The organism is Phenylobacterium sp. (assembly GCF_036501465.1).
Classification (GTDB): Bacteria; Pseudomonadota; Alphaproteobacteria; order Caulobacterales; family Caulobacteraceae; genus Phenylobacterium.
The window spans coordinates 13486-32896 of the sequence record NZ_DASYAF010000160.1; the positions used below are offsets into that span (position 1 = coordinate 13486).

20 protein-coding genes are annotated in these 19411 nt (G+C 66.7%); 19 read left to right on the forward strand and 1 reads right to left on the reverse strand.

The window, feature by feature from the left end:
• The first annotated feature begins 62 nt into the window (after positions 1-62).
• The 19 genes from VGL85_RS18925 to VGL85_RS19015 all read left to right on the forward strand — a co-directional run bounded on the left by VGL85_RS18925 (position 63) and on the right by VGL85_RS19015 (position 18170).
• Positions 63-440 (forward strand): NADH-quinone oxidoreductase subunit A, encoded by a 378-nt coding sequence (locus VGL85_RS18925; RefSeq protein ID WP_331590565.1) that lies wholly within the window; start codon positions 63-65, stop codon positions 438-440.
• The gene (locus tag VGL85_RS18930; protein WP_331590566.1) at positions 410-1015 is read left to right on the forward strand and encodes an NADH-quinone oxidoreductase subunit B; all 606 of its coding nucleotides are present in this window, start codon (positions 410-412) and stop codon (positions 1013-1015) included. The genes VGL85_RS18925 and VGL85_RS18930 overlap by 31 nt, the downstream gene beginning before the upstream one ends.
• Positions 1012-1659: an NADH-quinone oxidoreductase subunit C gene (locus VGL85_RS18935; protein WP_331590567.1), complete on the forward strand. Its 648-nt coding sequence runs from the start codon at positions 1012-1014 to the stop codon at positions 1657-1659. Before VGL85_RS18930 ends, VGL85_RS18935 begins: the two co-directional genes overlap by 4 nt.
• Complete coding sequence (locus VGL85_RS18940) at positions 1656-2894, forward strand: NADH-quinone oxidoreductase subunit D (protein ID WP_331590568.1); 1239 nt, start codon at positions 1656-1658, stop codon at positions 2892-2894. Before VGL85_RS18935 ends, VGL85_RS18940 begins: the two co-directional genes overlap by 4 nt.
• The gene (gene nuoE, locus VGL85_RS18945; RefSeq protein WP_331590569.1) at positions 2891-3568 is read left to right on the forward strand and encodes an NADH-quinone oxidoreductase subunit NuoE; all 678 of its coding nucleotides are present in this window, start codon (positions 2891-2893) and stop codon (positions 3566-3568) included. The genes VGL85_RS18940 and nuoE overlap by 4 nt, the downstream gene beginning before the upstream one ends.
• On the forward strand, positions 3565-3777 hold the full coding sequence (locus VGL85_RS18950; RefSeq protein WP_331590570.1) for a hypothetical protein: 213 nt from the start codon (positions 3565-3567) through the stop codon (positions 3775-3777). The genes nuoE and VGL85_RS18950 overlap by 4 nt, the downstream gene beginning before the upstream one ends.
• A gap of 2 nt (positions 3778-3779) precedes the next feature.
• Positions 3780-5096, forward strand: a complete 1317-nt coding sequence (gene nuoF / locus VGL85_RS18955; RefSeq protein ID WP_331590571.1) for an NADH-quinone oxidoreductase subunit NuoF — start codon at positions 3780-3782, stop codon at positions 5094-5096.
• A 5-nt stretch (positions 5097-5101) separates the two neighbouring features.
• A complete protein-coding gene (nuoG, locus tag VGL85_RS18960; RefSeq protein WP_331590572.1) occupies positions 5102-7147 on the forward strand; it encodes an NADH-quinone oxidoreductase subunit NuoG in 2046 nt (681 codons plus the stop codon).
• Between the two features lie 2 nt (positions 7148-7149).
• The gene (gene nuoH, locus VGL85_RS18965; RefSeq protein WP_331590573.1) at positions 7150-8238 is read left to right on the forward strand and encodes an NADH-quinone oxidoreductase subunit NuoH; all 1089 of its coding nucleotides are present in this window, start codon (positions 7150-7152) and stop codon (positions 8236-8238) included.
• A complete protein-coding gene (locus VGL85_RS18970; RefSeq protein ID WP_331590574.1) occupies positions 8235-8435 on the forward strand; it encodes a hypothetical protein in 201 nt (66 codons plus the stop codon). The genes nuoH and VGL85_RS18970 overlap by 4 nt, the downstream gene beginning before the upstream one ends.
• A complete protein-coding gene (gene nuoI, locus VGL85_RS18975) occupies positions 8435-8926 on the forward strand; it encodes an NADH-quinone oxidoreductase subunit NuoI (RefSeq protein ID WP_331590575.1) in 492 nt (163 codons plus the stop codon). The genes VGL85_RS18970 and nuoI overlap by 1 nt, the downstream gene beginning before the upstream one ends.
• A 64-nt stretch (positions 8927-8990) precedes the next feature.
• Complete coding sequence (locus VGL85_RS18980) at positions 8991-9617, forward strand: NADH-quinone oxidoreductase subunit J (protein ID WP_331590576.1); 627 nt, start codon at positions 8991-8993, stop codon at positions 9615-9617.
• Complete coding sequence (nuoK, locus tag VGL85_RS18985; protein ID WP_331590577.1) at positions 9614-9922, forward strand: NADH-quinone oxidoreductase subunit NuoK; 309 nt, start codon at positions 9614-9616, stop codon at positions 9920-9922. The genes VGL85_RS18980 and nuoK overlap by 4 nt, the downstream gene beginning before the upstream one ends.
• A gap of 2 nt (positions 9923-9924) precedes the next feature.
• Positions 9925-12024 (forward strand): NADH-quinone oxidoreductase subunit L, encoded by a 2100-nt coding sequence (gene nuoL / locus VGL85_RS18990; protein WP_331590578.1) that lies wholly within the window; start codon positions 9925-9927, stop codon positions 12022-12024.
• A gap of 14 nt (positions 12025-12038) precedes the next feature.
• The gene (locus tag VGL85_RS18995; RefSeq protein WP_331590579.1) at positions 12039-13523 is read left to right on the forward strand and encodes an NADH-quinone oxidoreductase subunit M; all 1485 of its coding nucleotides are present in this window, start codon (positions 12039-12041) and stop codon (positions 13521-13523) included.
• A 5-nt stretch (positions 13524-13528) separates the two neighbouring features.
• Positions 13529-14965, forward strand: a complete 1437-nt coding sequence (nuoN, locus tag VGL85_RS19000; RefSeq protein ID WP_331590612.1) for an NADH-quinone oxidoreductase subunit NuoN — start codon at positions 13529-13531, stop codon at positions 14963-14965.
• A gap of 4 nt (positions 14966-14969) precedes the next feature.
• Positions 14970-15713: a biotin--[acetyl-CoA-carboxylase] ligase gene (locus tag VGL85_RS19005; protein WP_331590580.1), complete on the forward strand. Its 744-nt coding sequence runs from the start codon at positions 14970-14972 to the stop codon at positions 15711-15713.
• Between the two features lie 3 nt (positions 15714-15716).
• Positions 15717-16484: a type III pantothenate kinase gene (locus tag VGL85_RS19010; protein ID WP_331590581.1), complete on the forward strand. Its 768-nt coding sequence runs from the start codon at positions 15717-15719 to the stop codon at positions 16482-16484.
• A 6-nt stretch (positions 16485-16490) separates the two neighbouring features.
• The gene (locus tag VGL85_RS19015) at positions 16491-18170 is read left to right on the forward strand and encodes a ribonuclease J (RefSeq protein WP_331590582.1); all 1680 of its coding nucleotides are present in this window, start codon (positions 16491-16493) and stop codon (positions 18168-18170) included.
• Here the strand turns inward: VGL85_RS19015 and VGL85_RS19020 are convergent, their stop codons facing one another.
• Positions 18171-19343, reverse strand: a complete 1173-nt coding sequence (locus VGL85_RS19020) for a DUF2920 family protein (RefSeq protein WP_331590583.1) — start codon at positions 19341-19343, stop codon at positions 18171-18173.
• Between the last annotated feature and the right edge of the window lie 68 nt (positions 19344-19411).

The following is a 19411-nucleotide window of genomic DNA, read 5'->3' on the forward strand; positions in this document are numbered from 1 at the left end:
GCCCGCGACTCCCCGACCGCCTCCCTTGTAGGGAGCTCCGACTCGGGGCTGCAAGGACCACCATGAACGCCTTCCTGCTCCAGTACCTGCCCATCGTGATCTTCCTGGGGATCGCGGCGGCGCTGGGGGTCATCTTCATCCTGTTCGCCGGCGGGCTGGCGCCCAGGGCCCCGGACCCTGAGAAGCTCTCAAGCTACGAGTGCGGCTTCAACGCCTTCGACGACGCCCGGATGAAGTTCGACGTCCGTTTCTACCTGGTCTCCATCCTGTTCATCATCTTCGACCTCGAAGTCGCCTTCCTGTTCCCCTGGGCCGTGGCGCTGATGAAGCTGCCGGCGGCGGTGGGCCAGTTCGCATTCTGGTCGATGATGAGCTTCCTGGGCGTGCTCACGGTGGGCTTCATCTATGAGTGGAAGAAGGGAGCCCTGGAATGGGAGTGACCGTCCCGCCGGGCTCCGGCGCCATCGTCCCTGCGGGTTCCGCCGGGCGCACCACGGTCGAGGGCTACAATCCGCAGGCGCATGACCCGTTCTTCGACGGCGTCAGCCAGCAATTGGCCGACAAGGGCTTCATCACCGCCGGCGTCGACGATCTGATCACCTGGGCCCGCACGGGCTCGCTGATGTGGATGACCTTCGGTCTGGCCTGCTGCGCCGTGGAGATGATGCAGGCGTCGATGCCGCGCTACGACCTGGAACGCTACGGCTTCGCCCCGCGCGGCAGCCCGCGCCAGAGCGACGTGATGATCGTCGCCGGCACGCTGGTGAACAAGATGGCTCCGGCGCTGCGCAAGGTCTACGACCAGATGCCGGAGCCCCGCTATGTGATCTCCATGGGCTCCTGCGCCAACGGCGGCGGCTACTACTACTTCAGCTACTCCACCGTTCGCGGCTGCGATCGGATCGTGCCGGTGGACGTCTATGTGCCTGGCTGCCCGCCCACCGCCGAGGCCCTGGTCTACGGCGTGCTGCAGCTGCAGAAGAAGATCCGCCGCACCGGGACGATCCTGCGATGACCTGGCCAGCCACTCCGGCCGCCTTGGACAAGCTGGGCAAGGGCCTCGTCGCCAAGGGCAAAGGCCCCTTCACCCGCCATCAGGTCGCGTTTGGCGAGCTGACCCTGTGGGCGAGCCCGGACACCGTCGTGGCCGCGCTCACCCGCCTGCGCGACGATGAGGCCCTGCGCTTCTCGATCCTGATCGATGTCTGCGGCGCGGACTATCCGGAGCGGGCGAAGCGCTTCGACGTGGTCTATCACCTGTTGTCGATGACCCGGAACCTGCGCTGTCGGGTGAAGGTCGAGACCGACGAGGACACCGCCGTCCCCTCGGTGACCGGTGTCTTCCCGAGCGCCGACTGGTTCGAGCGCGAGACCTTCGACATGTACGGGGTGTTCTTCGACGGCCACCCGGACCTGCGGCGCATCCTCACCGACTACGGCTTCCACGGCCATCCGCTGCGGAAGGACTTCCCGATGACCGGCTACGTCGAGGTCCGCTACGACGACGAGCTGAAGCGGGTGGTCTATGAACCGGTTAAGTCGGTGGAGTGGCGCAACTGGGACTTCCTGAGCCCCTGGGAAGGCGCCGAGCCCGGCTATGCGCCGCTGCTTCCCGGAGACCAGAAGGCGCTCCCTGCCGCGAAGGAGCCTGGCAAATGACCGGCGCGGCTTCCCCGGCTGAGGACAGCGACTTCTTCGCCCCGGAACACCCGGGCGAGACCAAGGTCCGCAAGTTCAACATCAACTTCGGCCCTCAACATCCGGCGGCGCACGGCGTGCTGCGCATGGTGCTGGAGCTGGACGGCGAGGTGGTCGAGCGCGTCGACCCGCACATCGGCCTGCTCCACCGCGGCACCGAGAAGCTGATGGAGGCCCGGCCCTATCAGCAGACGATCCCCTATTTCGACCGCCTCGACTACGTCGCCCCGATGAACCAGGAGCACGCCTATGTGCTCGCCATCGAGAAGCTGATGGGCGTCGAGATCCCGATCCGCGCCCAGCTCATCCGGGTGCTCTATTCGGAAATCGGGCGGATCCTGAACCACATCCTGAACGTCACGACCCAGGCCATGGACGTCGGCGCGCTCACGCCTCCGCTGTGGGGCTTCGAAGAGCGCGAGAAGCTGATGGTGTTCTACGAGCGGGCCTCGGGCGCGCGCATGCACGCCAACTACTTCCGCGTGGGCGGCGTGCGCCAGGATCTGCCGCCGGAGCTGGTTCGGGACATTGCGGACTGGTGCGTCAAGGTGCCGAAGGTGTTCGACGACATCGAAGGCCTGATCACCGGCAACCGCATCTTCAAGCAGCGCAACGTCGACATCGGCAAGGTGACCAAAGACGAGGCCCAGGCGTGGGGCTTCTCCGGCGTCATGGTGCGCGGCTCGGGCATCGCCTGGGAGCTGCGCCGTTCCCAGCCCTACGAGTGCTACAACGACCTGGAATTCGACATTCCGCTGGGCGTACACGGCGATTGCTACGACCGCTACCTCTGCCGCATGGAGGAGATGCGCCAGTCGGTGAAGATCATGGCCCAGTGCTGCGAGCGGCTGATGAAGACGCCGGGCCCGGTGCTCGCGCCCGACAACAAGGTCACCCCGCCCAAGCGTGGCGAGATGAAGCGCTCAATGGAGTCGCTGATCCACCATTTCAAACTGTTCACCGAGGGCTATCGGACCCCGCCCGGCGATGTCTACGCTTGCGTCGAGGCGCCCAAGGGCGAGTTCGGGGTCTATCTGGTCTCCGACGGGACCAACCGGCCCTATCGCTGCAAGATCCGCGCGCCGAGCTACCCCTTCCTGCAGGCGATGGACTGGATGAGCCGCGGCCACATGCTGGCCGACGTCTCCGCCATCCTGGGTTCGCTGGACATCGTGTTCGGGGAGATCGACCGTTGAGCGTCCGCCGCCTGGCCCAGGTCCAGCCCGCCAGCTTCGCCTTCTCCCCCGCGAGCCTGAAGCGCGCCCGCGAGGTGATGGGTCATTTCCCGGCCGGCCGGCAGCAGTCGGCGGTGATCCAGATCCTGTGGCTGGTGCAGAAACAGGAGGGCTGGGTCTCCGAGCCGGCCATCCGCGCCACAGCCGAACTGCTCGGCATGCCGGTGATCCGGGTGCTGGAGATCGCCACCTTCTACACCATGTTCATGCTGGAGCCGGTGGGAAGCGTCGCCCTGATCCAGGTCTGCGGCACCACGCCCTGCCAGACCCGCGGCTCGGAGGGCCTTCTGGCCGTCTGCCGGCGCAAGTTCGGCCCGTCGAACCATCGCAGCAAAGACGGCAAGTTCTACTGGCAGGAAGTCGAGTGCATGGGCGCCTGCGCCAACGCACCGATGGCCGCCATCAACGACTACTACTACGAGGACCTGACGCCGGAGAGCTTCGAGAAGCTGCTGGACGACTTCGCGGCCGGCAAGAAGCCGAAGCCCGGTTCGGCGATCGGCCGCCAGGGCTCGGCGCCGGAGGGCGGCGCCACGACCTTGACCGACGCCAGGCTCTTCGACGGCTCGCTGGCCAAGAAGATCAGGATCCCGAACCTGCCCGAGAAGCCCTCCAAAACGAAGGCCCCGGCATGAGCGCGGATATCGCCAAGATGAAACAGCGGCTGGCGCTGATGCTGGTGGTCAGCGCCGTGGTCTTCGTGGCGGCCGGCGCGGGCTTCTACCTCTACTTCGGACAGGGGCAGAGCTGGGGCCGGTGGGTCGCGGTTGTCGCCCTGGCCATTGGATTTGCCGGACAGATCGGGCTCGTCCTGAGCCTGCGCCGTGACAGTAAGGGGGCGTGACGGTGGCCGGTTTGCTCGCGGACAAGGACCGCATTTTCCTCAACATCTACGGCGTCCACGACTGGGGCCTGGAGGGCGCCAAGGCGCGCGGCTGCTGGAACGGGACGGCAGACATCGTCGCCCAGACGCCGGAGTGGATCTGCGACCAGGTCAAGGCGTCGGGCCTGCGCGGCCGCGGCGGCGCCGGCTTCGCCACCGGCCTGAAGTGGACCTTCATGCCCAAGCAGGAGAGCGAGCGGCCGCACTACCTGCTGGTCAACGCCGACGAGAGCGAGCCGGGCGCGTGTAAGGACCGTGAGATCCTGCGCAACGACCCGCACCTGCTGATCGAGGGCTGCCTGATCGCCTGCAAGGCCATGCGGGCGCGCACGGCCTACATCTATATCCGCGGCGAATACGTCTTCGAACGTGAGCGCCTGACGGCGGCGATCAAGCAGGCCTATGACGCCAAGCTGATCGGCAAGGGCAACGTCCACGGCTGGGACTGCGACGTGCGCGTGACGCATGGCGGCGGCGCCTACATCTGCGGCGACGAGACCGCCTTGATGGAGAGTTTCGAGGGCAAGAAAGGCCAGCCGCGGCTGAAGCCCCCGTTCCCGGCCGGCGCCGGCATCTATGGCTGCCCGACGACGGTCAACAATGTCGAGACCATCGCGGTCGTGGGCACCATCCTGCGCCGCGGCGCGGAGTGGTTCGCGGGCTTCGGCACGGAGAAATCCACCGGCACCAAGCTGTTCGCCGGCTCCGGCCACCTGAACAAGCCCTGCGTGGTCGAGGATGCGGTCGGCATCAGCGTCAAACAACTGATCGAGGACCACTTCGGCGGCGTGCGCGGCGGCTGGTCGAACCTGAAAGCGGTGATCCCGGGCGGCATCTCGGTGCGCATGATCCCGGCCGACCAGTGCGACGAAGCGATCATGACCTACGAGGACCTTCAGGCCCGCGGCTCGGGCCTCGGCACCGGCACCATGATCGTGTTCGACAAGGACGCCGACCTGGTGAAGGCGATCGCCCGGGCGGCCTATTTCTACAAGCACGAGAGTTGCGGCCAGTGCACGCCTTGCCGCGAAGGCACCGGCTGGATGTGGCGGGTGATGGAGCGGATGGTCACCGGCGAGGCCGAGATGGCCGAGATCGACCTGTTGCTCGACGTCGCCAGCCAGGTCGAGGGGCACACCATCTGCGGCCTGGGCGACGCAGCCGCCTGGCCGATCCAGGGCCTGTTCCGCCATTTCCGCCACGAGGTGGAGGAGCGGATCAACCTCTACCGGGCCGGCAAGCCCCATGTGCAGGGCCATTCCCTGCAAGCGGCGGAGTAGGGCGCATGCCGATTTGCAAGGTCGACGGCGTCGAGGTCGAGTTCGAGCAGGGCATGAACGTCCTGCAGGTGGCCGAACTCGCGGGCAAGGAGATCCCGCGCTTCTGCTACCATGAGCGGCTCTCCATCGCCGGCAACTGCCGCATGTGCCTGGTGGAGGTGAAGCCTGGCCCGCCGAAGCCGCAGGCCTCCTGCGCCCTGCCGGCCGCCGAGAATATGGAGATCTTCACCGACACGCCGATGGTGAAGAAGGCCCGCCACGGGGTGATGGAGTTCCTGCTCATCAACCACCCGCTGGACTGCCCGATCTGCGACCAGGGCGGCGAGTGTGACCTGCAGGACCAGGCCATGGGCTATGGCCGCGACGATAGCCGCTATGCCGACAACAAGCGGGCTGTCGAAGAGAAGTTCATGGGTCCGCTGATCAAGACAGTGATGACCCGCTGCATCCAGTGCACGCGCTGCGTCCGCTTCATCACCGAAGTGGCGGGCGTGCCGGAGATCGGCCTCATCTCCCGCGGCGAAGATGTTGAAATCACGACCTATCTCGACAAGGCGGTGACGTCGGAGCTTTCGGCCAACATCATCGACCTGTGCCCGGTGGGCGCGCTGACGTCGAAGCCCTACGCCTTCAACGCCAGGCCGTGGGAACTGAAGAAGACCGAGAGCGTCGACGTGATGGACGCCCTGGGCTCCGCGATCCGGGTGGATGCGCGCGGCGCGGCCGTGCTGCGGGTGCTGCCCCGGGTCAACGAGGACGTCAACGAAGAGTGGATCTCCGACAAGACGCGCTATGCGGTCGACGGCCTGGCGCGCCAGCGGCTGGATCGGCCCTACGTCCGCGAGGGCGGCAAGCTGCGGCCCGCGACCTGGAACGAGGCGCTGAGCCTCGTCGCCGACAAGCTGAAGGCCACCGCGCCTGATCGCGTCGGGGTCATCGCCGGCGACCTGCAGGACACGGAGTCCATGAAGGCGGCGCTGGACCTCTTCCGGTCGCTGGGCGTGCGGTCCACCGACTGCCGCCAGGACGGCATGCAGCTGGGCGCAGGCCCGCGGGCGAGCTGGCTGTTCAATTCGTCGATCGCCGGGATCGAGGCGGCCGACGTGGTGCTTTTCGTGGGCGTCAATCCGCGCCTGGAGGCGCCGGTGCTGAACGCGCGGCTGCGCAAGCGCTGGCTGGCCGGTGCGCTGAAGGTGGGCGTGGTCGGCGAGGCGGTCGACCTGACCTATCCCTATGAGCACCTGGGCGCGGGGCCGAAGAACCTGGCGGGCCTCGGCAAGGCCAAGAGCGATTTCAACCACGCCCTGCGCGGCGCGAACTCGGCGGCTATCGTCATCGGCGCGGGTGCGCTCAACCGCCCCGACAGCGCCGCGGTGCTGAAAGCGGCAGGCGCGCTCGCCAAGACCTTCAAGATGAGTTGGAACGTGCTGCACAGCGCGGCGTCCCGCGTCGGCGGCCTGGACCTGGGCTTCGTCCCCGTCGCCGGCGGCAAGACCGCGGGCGAGCTGGCCGCCAAGGGCGGCGCGGACCTGCTGTTCCTGCTGGGCGCCGACGAGATCGACACTGCCGCGTCGAAGGCCTTCAAGGTCTACCTCGGGACCCACGGCGACCGTGGCGCGCACGGCGCCGACGTGATCCTGCCGGGCGCCGCCTACACCGAGAAGGATGGCCTTTACGTCAACACCGAGGGCCGGGTGCAGCGAGGCTTCCGCGCCGTCTTCCCGAAGGGCGAGGCGCGCGAGGACTGGGCGATCCTGCGGGCGCTCTCCGAACGCCTCGGCCACAAGCTGCCCTATGACAACCTCGACCAGCTCCGCGCGAAGCTGTTCGCCGACCACCCGACCTTCGGCCGCATCGACCACGTCGACGGCCCGGCCGGCGCGGACGGCTTTGACGTCTCGACGCTGGGCGGGAAGGGCGAGGTTTCCGACGCTCCGTTCAAGAGCGCGGTGGCCAACTTCTACATGACCAATCCGGTAGCCCGGGCCAGCGTCACCATGGCCGAATGCGCCGCCCAGGCCGGCGTCTCAACCAAGATCGCGGCGGAGTGAGCATGCCCACACACGCCGTAATCAACGCCGACAATCCGCTGATCTGGTTCCTGCTGACCGTCGGCCAGATCCTGGTGATCACCATCCCGCTGCTGCTGGTGGTGGCGTTCGTGATCTACGCCGACCGCAAGATCTTCGCCGGCGTGCAGATGCGCAAAGGCCCCAATGTGGTGGGCCCGTTCGGTCTGCTGCAGTCCTTCGCCGATCTCGGCAAGTTCCTGATCAAGGAGCTGGTGGTCCCGGCCGGCGCCGACAAGTTCGTCTTCCTGCTGGCGCCGTTGATCAGCGTGACCCTGGCGCTGGGCTCCTGGGCCGCGATCCCGCTGGCGCCCGGCTGGATCGTGTCGAACATCAACGTCGGCATCCTCTACCTGTTCGCCGTCAGCTCCATGGGCGTCTACGGCATCATCATGGGCGGCTGGGCGTCGAACTCGAAGTACCCGTTCCTGGGCGCCCTTCGCTCAGCGGCGCAGATGGTTTCCTACGAGGTCTCCATCGGCTTCGTGATCATCACGGTGATCCTGCTGTCGGGCAGCCTGAACCTGACGACCATCGTCGAGAAGCAGGGCGGCGGCTTCTGGAACTGGAACCTGCTGGGCGGCGCGGGGCTGCACAACCTGCCGCTGGCGCTGGTGATGATCCCGATGTGCGTGATCTTCTTCATCTCCGGCCTGGCGGAGACCAACCGCCCGCCATTCGACCTGCCCGAGGCGGAGAGCGAGCTGGTGGCCGGCTACGCCATCGAATACGGCTCGACGCCCTACATGTTGTTCTACCTGGCGGAGACATCGAACATCATCCTGATGTCGAGCCTGCTGGCGGTGCTGTTCCTGGGCGGCTGGCAGGCGCCGTGGCCGACGCCCTATCTGGACCACCTGCCGAACTGGGTGGCCAGCGTGCATGGCCTCATCATGCTGATGGCCAAGGCGTTCTTCGTCTTCTTCATGAACGCCATGGTCCGCTCGGTCGTGCCGCGCTACCGCTACGACCAGCTGATGCGCCTGGGCTGGAAGGTGTTCCTGCCGACCTCGCTTGTGGCCGTGGCCCTGGTGGCCGGTTGGCGCGTCTACGCCAACGGGGTCATCGGGTGAGGGCGGTCCTCGCCATAGGCCTGACGGCCCTGCTGCTCGGAGCCTGCGAGACGGCCGGCAACAACGTCGCCGGCACCGCCGACTACGACGCCCTGAAGCAGGCGCACGACAAGTGTGCGGCCCAGGGCGGCGAACTGGTGCTCAAGGACCAGGGCGACCCGACCTACATCCAAGACTACGTCTGCAAGGTGAAATGATGTTCAACCGGATCGGCCAGGCGATGAAGGGCGCGGCGTTGATGGACTTCGCCGGCGCCCTGGGCCTCGGCCTGAAGTACATGGTCCGCCCCAAGGCGACCGTGCAGTATCCCCACGAGCGCAACCCGCAGAGCCCGCGCTTCCGCGGCGAGCATGCGCTGCGCCGCTATCCCAACGGCGAGGAGCGCTGCATCGCCTGCAAGCTCTGCGAAGCCATCTGTCCGGCCCAGGCCATCACCATCGAGGCCGAGCCGCGCGAAGACGGGTCGCGCCGCACCACCCGCTACGACATCGACATGGTGAAATGCATCTACTGCGGCCTGTGCCAGGAGGCCTGCCCGGTGGACGCCATCGTCGAGGGACCGAACACCGAGTTCGCGGTCGAGACCCGCGAGGAGCTCTACTACGACAAGCAGCGGCTGCTGGATAACGGCGACCGCTGGGAACGCGAGATCGCGAAGAATCTGGAACTGGATGCGCCCTATCGCTAAGACCCGCCCGGGGTCTTTCGAAGACGCGAATCCGCAAGAGTTTGGACGGGAGCTGACCCAGCCGATGGCCCTGCAGGCGATCGCATTTTACCTGATGGCGGCCACAACGATCGCAAGCGCGATCGCCGTGGTCTCCGCGCGCAACCCGGTGCACTCGGTGCTGTTCCTGATCGCGAGCTTCTTCTCCGCGGCCGGGCTTTTCGTGCTGCTCGGGGCCGAGTTCCTCGCCATGCTGCTGGTGGTCGTCTACGTGGGCGCCGTCGCGGTCCTGTTCCTGTTCGTGGTGATGATGCTCGACGTGGACTTCGCCGAGCTGCGCCAGGGCTTCGCCCGCTACATGCCGCTGGGCGGGCTGATCGCCGGCGGCCTTGCGGTCGAGATGGTGATCGTGTCCACGACCGTCGCCACCAAGGGCGCGGCCCGGCTGTCGGAGACGCCGATGGCCTCGGGCGCCTCGGGCCCCAGCGTGCCCAATGCCGAGGCGATCGGCGGGGTGCTCTACACCGACTACGTCTACTTCTTCCAGGCGGCGGGGATGGTGCTGCTGGTGGCGATGATCGGCGCCATCGTGCTGACCCTGCGCCACAAGCCGGGCGTGCGCCGCCAGGTGATCATGGACCAGGTGCTGCGCACGCCGAAAAGCGGCATGCGCATGGCCCAACCCAAGCCCGGCGAAGGGGTCGACCTATGAGTATCGGGCTTCCCCACTATCTCGCGGTGGCGGCGATCCTGTTCACCATCGGGGTGTTCGGCATCTTCGTGAACCGCAAGAACATCATCGTCATCCTGATGTCGGTGGAGCTGATCCTGCTCGCCGTGAACATCAACCTGGTGGCGTTCTCGGCCTACCTCGGCAACGTCACCGGCCAGGTGTTCGCCATGTTCGTGCTCACCGTCGCGGCCGCCGAGGCCGCCGTAGGCCTGGCGATCCTGGTGACCTTCTTCCGCAACCGCGGCGACATCGCCGTGGACGACGCCTCGATGATGAAGGGCTGAGCATGGACGCGAAGCTCCTCGTCACTATCATCCTCTATGGCCCCCTGCTGGGCGCGATCGTCGCCGGCCTGTTCGGCCGCCGCATCGGCAATGTCGCCTCGCAGACGATCACCACGGGTCTGCTGTTCCTGTCGGCGATCCTGTCGTGGGTGGTGTTCGCCCAGTGGACCTGGGGCGGCTTGCAGCCCTTCACCAACACCTATGCGCCCTTCATCCAGGTGGGGAATTTCGTTTCCAACTGGTCGTTCCGCCTGGACGGCCTGTCGGCGGTGATGCTGGTGGTGGTGACCACGGTCTCCAGCCTCGTGCACCTCTACAGCTGGGGCTACATGGCCGAGGATCCGGGCAAGCCCAGGTTCTTCGCCTACCTGTCGCTGTTCACCTTCGCCATGCTGAGCCTGATCAGCGCGGCCGACTTCATGCAGCTGTTTTTCGGCTGGGAAGGCGTCGGCCTGGCCAGCTACCTGCTGATCGGCTTCTGGCACCACAAGCCCAGCGCCAACGCCGCGGCGATCAAGGCCTTCGTGGTCAACCGGGTGGGCGACTTCGGCTTCGCGCTCGGCATCATGACCGTGTTCTGGTCGGTAGGCTCGATCCAGTTCGCCGAAATCTTCCCTCAGGTGGCCGCCCACGCGGACAAGACCTGGCTGTTTATCGGTCAGGACTGGCGGCTGATGGACCTGGCCTGCACCCTGCTGTTCGTGGGCGCCATGGGCAAGTCGGCGCAGTTCTTCCTGCACACTTGGCTGCCCGACGCCATGGAGGGCCCGACGCCGGTCAGCGCCCTGATCCATGCCGCGACCATGGTCACCGCCGGCGTCTACATGGTCTGCCTGCTGTCGCCGATGTTCGAATACGCGCCGGTCGCCAAGGACATCGTGGTCGCCATCGGCGCCATCACCGCCCTGTTCGCCGCCACCGTCGCCCTGGTGCAGAACGACATCAAACGGGTGATCGCCTATTCGACCTGTTCGCAGCTCGGCTACATGTTCATGGCCGCGGGCGTCGGCGCCTACCAGGCCTCGATGTTCCACCTGTTCACCCACGCCTTCTTCAAGGCGCTGCTGTTCCTGGGCGCCGGCTCGGTGATCCACGGCATGGCCCACGAGCAGGACATGCGCCGCTATGGCGGCCTGATGAAATACCTGCCGATCACCTGCGCAGTGATGGTCGTCGGCACCATCGCCATCACCGGCCTGGGCATCCCCGGCGTGGAGCTGGGCTTCGCCGGCTTCTACTCCAAGGACTCGATCATCCATGCCGGCTACATGGCCGGGCAGGCGGGCGACCCGATGGGCTACTTCGCCTATGTGATCGGGGTCCTGGTGGCGGGCCTGACGGCCTTCTACTCCTGGCGTCTGGCGTTCTTCACCTTCAACGGCCACGCCCGCTGGACGAGCGAGGATCTCGAGCACCACTGGCACAACCGCGACCACGACCACGCGGCGGACCAGGAGCCGCAGGCGGCGCACCCGGACGCCCACGCCCATGAAGACCACGGGCATGACGACCACGGGCACGGCCACCATGGCCCGGCCTTGCCGCACGAGAGCCCCTGGAGCATGCGCCTGCCGCTGCTGCTGCTGGCGCTGGGCGCGATCGCCTCGGGCTTCCTCTTCGTGGAGAAGTTCATCGGCGCGGAGCAGCACGAGTTCTGGCGCGGCGCGATCTTCACGGCCGCCAACAATCACGTCCTGAAGGAATCCGAAGCGCCCTGGTACCTGGCCCAGGCGCCGCTGATCTTCTCGCTGGCCGGCTTGGCCTTCGCCTTCTGGGTCTACATCACGAAGGAAGGCATCGCCGCGCGCTGGGCGGCGAACAAGGGCCCAGTCTATCTTTTCCTCTACAACAAGTGGTTCTTCGACGAGTTCTATGACGCGACCTTCGTGCGCGCGGCCAAGTTCCTCGGTGACCTGTTCTGGAAGGGCGGCGACCAGAAGATCATCGACGGCCTCGGGCCGGACGGGGTCTCGGCGGTCTCCATGCAGGTGGGCAAGGGCGCCGGCAAGCTGCAGACCGGCTTCCTCTACCACTACGCCTTCGTGATGCTGCTGGGCGTCGCGGCCATCCTGACCTACGCCCTCTGGGCCTGGAACGCCTAGGGAGCGACGGACACATGCCCATTCTCTCCCTCATCACCTACGCCCCACTGATCGGCGTCGCCGCGATCCTGGCGCTGCGCTTCTTCGGCAAGGCCGAGGATCCCGGCACGGTGCGCGCCGCCAAGTGGATCGCGCTCGTCACCACCATCGCGACCTTCGCGCTGTCGGTGCTGCTGGTCGTCCAGTTCAACCCGGCGACCTCGGGCTTCCAGTTCGTGGAGGAGGCGCCATGGTTCGCCGGCCTCCACTATCGCATGGGCGTGGACGGGATTTCCGTCCTCTTCGTCTTGCTGACCGCCTTCCTGATGCCGCTCTGCATCGCGGCGTCCTGGACCTCGATCCAGAAGCGAGTGCTCGAATATCTGATCGCCTTCCTGATCCTCGAGACCCTGGTGATCGGCGTGTTCTGCGCGCTGGATATCATCCTGTTCTACATCTTCTTCGAGTTCGGCCTGGTCCCGATGTTCCTGATCATCGGCATCTGGGGCGGCCAGCGGCGCGTCTACGCGGCCTTCAAGTTCTTCCTCTACACCTTGCTGGGTTCCGTGCTGATGCTGGCCGCGATCCTGGCCATGATCGGGGTGAGCCACACCAGCTCGATCCCCGAGCTGATGACCTATCACTTCAGCCCAGGGCTCCAGACCTGGCTGTGGCTGGCCTTCTTCGCCTCCTTCGCCGTGAAGATGCCGATGTGGCCGGTCCACACCTGGCTGCCCGACGCCCACGTGGAGGCGCCGACCGCGGGCTCAGTGATCCTGGCGGGCATCCTGCTGAAGCTCGGCGGCTACGGCTTCATGCGCTTCAGCCTGCCGATGTTCCCGCAGGCTTCGCAGATGTTCACCCCGCTGATCTTCGCGCTCAGCGTGATCGCGGTCGTCTACACCTCGCTGGTCGCCTTCCGGCAGGTCGATATCAAGAAGCTGATCGCCTATTCGTCGGTCGCCCACATGGGCTTCGTGACCATGGGTATCTTTTCCGGCACGGCGGTCGGCGAACAGGGCGCGATCTTCCAGATGCTGAGCCACGGGGTGATCTCCGGCGCGCTCTTCCTCTGCGTCGGCGTGGTCTATGACCGTATGCACACCCGCGAGATCGCCTTCTACGGCGGGTTGGTGAACCGCATGCCCTGGTACGCGGCGACCTTCATGCTGTTCACCATGGGTAACGTCGGCCTGCCGGGCACCTCCGGTTTCGTGGGCGAGATCCTGACCATGACCGGGACTTATCACGTCTCGACCTGGACGGTGTTCGTGGCCGCCACCGGGGTGATCTTCTCGGCGATGTACGCGCTCACCCTCTATCGACGCGTGGTGTTCGGCACGATCACCAACCCGAAACTCCAGACCATTGCCGACCTCGACTGGCGCGAGGTGGCGATCTTCGCTCCGCTCATCGCCTCCACCCTGGTGCTGGGCGTGCAGCCCGGGACCGTCTTCAACCTGACCCAGGCCTCCGTCGACCATCTCGTTGCGGCCTACCAAGCGGCCATCGGAGGCTGATGCAGATGGGGTTTTCCGCCGATCTCGGCCTCGCCGCTCCGGAACTGGTCCTGGCGATCGGAGCCCTGGTCCTGCTGGTCGCCGGCGCCTTCGCCCCCAAGGCCAGCCAGGCCGTGGGTTGGGCGTCGGTGCTGGTGCTGGCCGCCGCCGCCTTCGAGGCCGCCACCGGCCCGTTTGGCCGGGCCTTCACCGGCGGGCTGATCGCCGACCAGGCCTCGGCCTTCGCCCAGGTGGCGATCTTCGCCTCCAGCGCCATTTCGATCCCGCTCGGCCAGCGCTGGTTCAAGCGCCAGGGCGTCGACAATTTCGAGTTCCCGGTGCTGATCGTGCTGGCCGCGCTTGGCATGGGCATGATGGTGTCGGCCGGCGACCTGATCTCGCTCTACGTCGGCGTCGAGCTGCATTCGCTGGCGCTCTACGTCCTGGCCGCCATGCACCGTGACAACGCCAAGGCCTCGGAAGCGGGGCTGAAGTACTTCGTGCTGGGCGCGCTGTCCTCGGGCCTGCTGCTCTATGGGGCGAGCCTGGTCTACGGCTTCGCCGGCTCGACGGTGTTCAGCGACATCGCGCTCGCCGTAAAGGGCGGCGCCTCCACCGGGGTGCTGTTCGGCCTGGTGTTCCTGATCTGCGGCCTGGGCTTCAAGGTCTCCGCCGCGCCGTTCCACATGTGGACGCCGGACGTCTACGAGGGCGCGCCGACCCCAGTCGTGGCCTTCTTCGCCGCCGCGCCGAAGCTGGCGGCCATGGTGCTGTTCGCACGCCTGCTGAGCCAGGGCTTCGGCGGGGCGATCGTCCAGTGGCAGCAGGTGCTGGTCGCGCTGGGCCTGATCTCGGTGGGCGTCGGCGCGTTCGCGGGCCTGGCCCAGAGGAACCTGAAGCGCCTGTGGGCCTATTCCTCCATCGCCAATGTCGGCTACGCGATCATCGGGCTTTCGGCGGGCACCGCCGACGGCGTCCAGTCCATGCTGATGTTCATGATCCTCTACATGATCGACGTGACCGGCTTCTTCGCCTGCCTGACCGCACTAACCCGCAAGGGCCGGGCCATGGAGACGATCGACGACATGGCGGGGTTGTTCAAGGAACAGCCGGGAATCGCGCTGGCCATGACCGCCTTTTCGCTCTCGGCGCTCGGCCTGCCGCCGTTCTCCGGCTTCTTCGGCAAGTTCTACGTCTTCAAGGCGGCGCTGGAGGCTGGCGTGCTGGACGAAGTCGCCGCGGTGATCGGCCTGGTGGGCTCCGTCGTGGCCGCCTTCTACTACCTGCGGCTGATCAAGGTGATGTGGTTCGATGAGGCCAAGTCGGCCACCGACGCCCCGCCGGTCGAGGCCAAGGCCATCGGCGTGGGCTTGGCGCTGTTCACCTTCCCAGTGGTGATGATCGCGCTGCACTGGCTGGACGGCGCCGCGGTCAACGCCGCCCACGCCTTCGGCCTCACCTAAGCGCTTGGCGGACCACCCGCCGATCGAGGCGTACGAAGAGCTCGACTCCACCAACGCCGAGGCCCGCAGGCGCGCCGAGGTGGGGCAGGGCGGCCCGGTCTGGATCACCGCCAGGCGGCAGACCGCCGGGCGCGGCCGTCGTGGGCGGGCTTGGTCCACCGAGACCGGCAACCTGGCGGCCACCTTGCTGACCACCACCGACGTCACCGCCGCTGAGGCCGCCCAGCTCTCCTTCGTGGCCGCGCTCGCCGCCTGCGATCTGGCCGACGCCTGCCTGGGCCCGGGCGCAGCGCGGCTGAAGTGGCCCAACGATGTGCTGGTGTTCGGCAGGAAAGCCGTCGGCATCCTGGTGGAAAGCGGATCGCGCCCGGACGGGCGGTTGTGGCTGGCTGTGGGCGTCGGGGTGAACCTGGCGCACGCACCTGCCGACACCGAGCGGCCGGCCACTAGCTTCGCCGAGCACATGGCCGCCCCGCCGCCAAAGCCCGCCGACGCCGTCGAGATCCTGGCCACTCGTTTCGAATCCTGGCGCCGGCTGTGGGCCACCCAGGGCTTCGCGCCGATCTCCGAGGGTTGGACCGAGCGCGCCCAGGGCCTGGGCCAGCGCTGTGAGGCGCGCCTGCCCAACCGCACCCTCCTGGGCGTCGCCGAGGGCATGGATCCGGACGGCGCCCTGCGGCTTCGGCTGGACGACGGCGGCCTGGAGCGGATAACGGCAGGCGACGTCTTCTTCGGCGCGGGAGTCTAGGCGATGCTGCTGGCCATCGAGCAGGGCAACACCAACACCCTTTTCGCCGTCTATGACGGAAAAACCTGGATCGCCCAGTGGCGCACGGCGACCCATTCCACCCGCACCGCCGACGAATACGCCGTGTGGCTATCGCAGCTCCTGGGCATGGCCGGACTGCAGCTGGGCGTGTTCAACGGCTGCATCATCTCCAGCGTCGTGCCGCAGTCGATCTTCAACCTGCGCAACCTGGCGCGCCGCTACCTCAGGGTCGAGCCGATGGTGATCGGCGAGAACGTCGACCTCGGTATCGAGGTGCGCATCGACAAGCCGTCGGAGGCGGGCGCCGACCGCCTGGTCAACGCCGTGGGCGCGCACGTGGAATACCCGGGCGACCTGATCGTCATCGACAGCGGCACGGCCACCACCTTCGACATCATCGCCGGCGACGGCGCCTTCGAGGGCGGTGTGATCGCGCCCGGCATCAACCTGTCCATGGAGGCGCTGCACCAAGCCGCCGCGCGCCTGCCCCGGGTGGCGATCCAGAAGCCGCAGCAGGTGGTCGGCAAAGACACGGTGGTGGCCATGCAGTCTGGCGTCTTCTGGGGCTATATCGGCATGATCGAGGGGCTGGTGGCCCGCATCAAGGCCGAGTGGGACAAGCCGCTTACCGTCATCGGAACCGGCGGCGTCGCCTCGCTGTTCCACGGGGCGACGATGTCCATCGACAAGTTCGATCCTGACCTGACCATCCGCGGCCTGCTCGAAATCTGGCGGCGAAACACCAGATAGAGGCCCATGCCCAAGAAAAAGGACGACGAGCTCGTCTTCCTCCCGCTCGGGGGGTCGAACGAGATCGGGATGAATTTCAATCTCTACGGCTATGGCCCGGCGCACGATCGGCGCTGGATCGTGGTCGACCTGGGGATCACTTTCGGCGACCAGACGACGCCCGGCGTCGAGATCATCCTGCCGGACCCCGAGTTCATCGAGCAGTACGCCGACCGGATCCTGGGAATCGTGCTGACCCACGCCCATGAAGACCACATCGGCGCGGTGGCCTGGCTGTGGCCCAGGTTGAAGGCGCCCGTCTATGCGACGCCCTTCACCGCCTTCATCCTGCGCGAGAAGCTGCGCGAGGCCGACCTGCTGAACGAGGTGGAGATCACCGAAGTGCCGTTGGGCGGGCAGATCTCGCTGGGTCCTTTCGAGCTTGAGCTGATCACGCTCACCCATTCGATCCCGGAGCCGAACGGCCTGGCGATCCGCACGCCGCTCGGGACCATCCTGCATACCGGCGACTGGAAGATCGATCCTGACCCGCTCTTGGGCGCGCCTACCGATCGCGACGCCATCGAGCGCCTGGGCGACGAAGGCGTGCTGGCCATGGTCTGCGATTCGACCAATGTCTTCGTCGACGGCCACGCGGGGTCCGAGGCCGGGGTGCGCGCCACGCTGACGCCGCTGATCGCCAGCCTGAAGGGCAAGGTGGCCACCGCCTGCTTCGCCTCCAACGTGGCGCGGATGGATAGCATCTGCCGCGCAGCCGAGGCGGCGGGGCGACGCGTCTGCCTGGTGGGCCGCTCCATGCACCGCATGTCTTCGGCGGCGAAGTCTGTGGGCCTGATGCAGGGCCTCCAGCCCTTCCTGGACGACGGCGAGGCGCGCCACCTGCCGCCGGAACGCGTGCTCTACCTCTGCACCGGGAGCCAGGGCGAGCCGCGCGCGGCGCTCTCGCGCATCGCCGACGGTTCGCACCCGCTGGTCAATCTGGGCGCCGGCGACGCCTGCATCTTCTCCAGCCGCGTGATCCCCGGCAACGAGATCCCGATCCGCAACCTGCAGGACCGGCTCGCCGACCGCGGCGTGCGGCTCTACACCGAGCGCGACCACCCCGGCATTCACGTCAGCGGCCACCCGTGTCGCGACGAACTGGCGGAGATGTACCGCTGGGCCCGGCCGCAGATCTCGGTGCCGACCCACGGCGAGCGCCGTCACCTGCTGGAGCACGCCGCCTTCGCCCGCGACCTGCAGGTGCCGCAACAGGTGACTCCCCGGAACGGCGACATGGTGCTGCTGGCGCCCGGGCGCGCCCAGATCATCGACGAGGTTCCGGCCGGCCGGCTCTACGTCGATGGCGGCATGGTCACGCCGGAGAACGGCGATGCGCTCCGCGAGCGCCGCCACGCCGCCTATAACGGCATGCTCAGCGTCTCCGTCGTCCTGGACGGCAAGAACAAGGTCGCCTCTGGGCCGCAGGTGCGGGCGCTGGGCCTGCCCTCGGAGCCCGACTATCCGCTGGAAGACATCCTCGACGACCTGGCCGAGGAGGCGGAACGCGCGCTGGAGCGCCTGCGCGGCGAGGAACGTGAGTTCGATGAAAGTGTCGAGTCCGCCATCTCGCGGGCCGTGAAAAAAGCCAGCCACCGCATCTGGGGCAGGCGGCCCGTGGTGGAGACGACGGTGCTACGGCTCTGATCAGAAGAGCTCTAAGACCTCTCCGACCACATAGGGCTCGCGATGCGTCAGGCTGAACCGGTAGCCGACGTCGATGCACGGATATTCGACCATTCCTCCCCAGCGGCCGTTTCCATGTCCGTTCGCTTCGCGCAGCCAGGCAAAATCGCGGACGAAAAGGCGCTTGAAGGAGAGGGCGAGCGAGTGGGCGTACTCCTTGAAGAGCACGCCATCGATGTCTTCGGCCTGGACAATCTGCAGCCTGGTGCGCACGCCGATGGAATTCAGACGGTCAGCCAGCCGCTGCTTTTCCTCCGGCGGCGTTATCTCGTCCTTCGCGCAGTTCACCATCGAGACGGCCATGGCGGCGCCGTCGGCGGCGTCAGCCATGATCTTCAAATGCCGAGGGTAGGCGATGTCGCGGATGAGGTCCCGGTTCCGATCGTAGAAGTTCCGGTCCAGCCGGTGATCGTATGACCACGCCCCCTCCACATGGCACATCAAGGTGACGCCGTTGTAGTTGGCGGCGTATTCGGCCCTGGCTCCAAATCCCAGGTAGCTGATCGGAGGTTGGGTGTAGCCCGAGTTGTCGACAATGCCGGCCAAGACGCCCGGGGCCATCTTGGCGATCATGTGCGCGATGTAGCCTCCGTGCGAACCGCCAAGGGCGAAGATCTGGGTCGTGTCGAACGCTCCGCCCTGCGCGATCAGGTGCCCGACGACGGCCAGATGATCCATCGCCTGCAAGACGCCGAAATTCTGGTACTCGCCGCGGCCTGGCTTGATCTTGGCGTAGGCCGCGACCGCGTTTCCAGACTTTCCCAGCGCCGTCGTCAGAGCGCCGATATCCGTGGCGTTCTGGAGCGGAAGACCCGCCACAGCGGCCATACCGATAAGCGCATAGTGTTCCTTGGCGTTGATATCGATCGAGCCGCCGTTCCAGGTGCGGGTCTGGATGCAGTGATAGTCGACGGTGACCGCGGCCAGGCCGCAATTGGCGGTGATATATTCTCGGGTATTGCGGCTGCGGCCTTCGGACGTCTCACCATCTCCGCCGCAACCGCCGATCACCAGCGCAAGCCCCGGCGCGGGCAGGATATCCGGCCAGGTGATCGTATAGGTCAGAGGGTGATCGCGGTCCCGATCCAGCTCGAAGTCCCGGGGGCCTTCAATCGTGACCGTTTCCTGCCGCATGCCCAGAGGGTAGCTGATTCCATCTGAGCGTGGTTTTAAAGAATTATCGTTTTGCAGAAATAAATTGA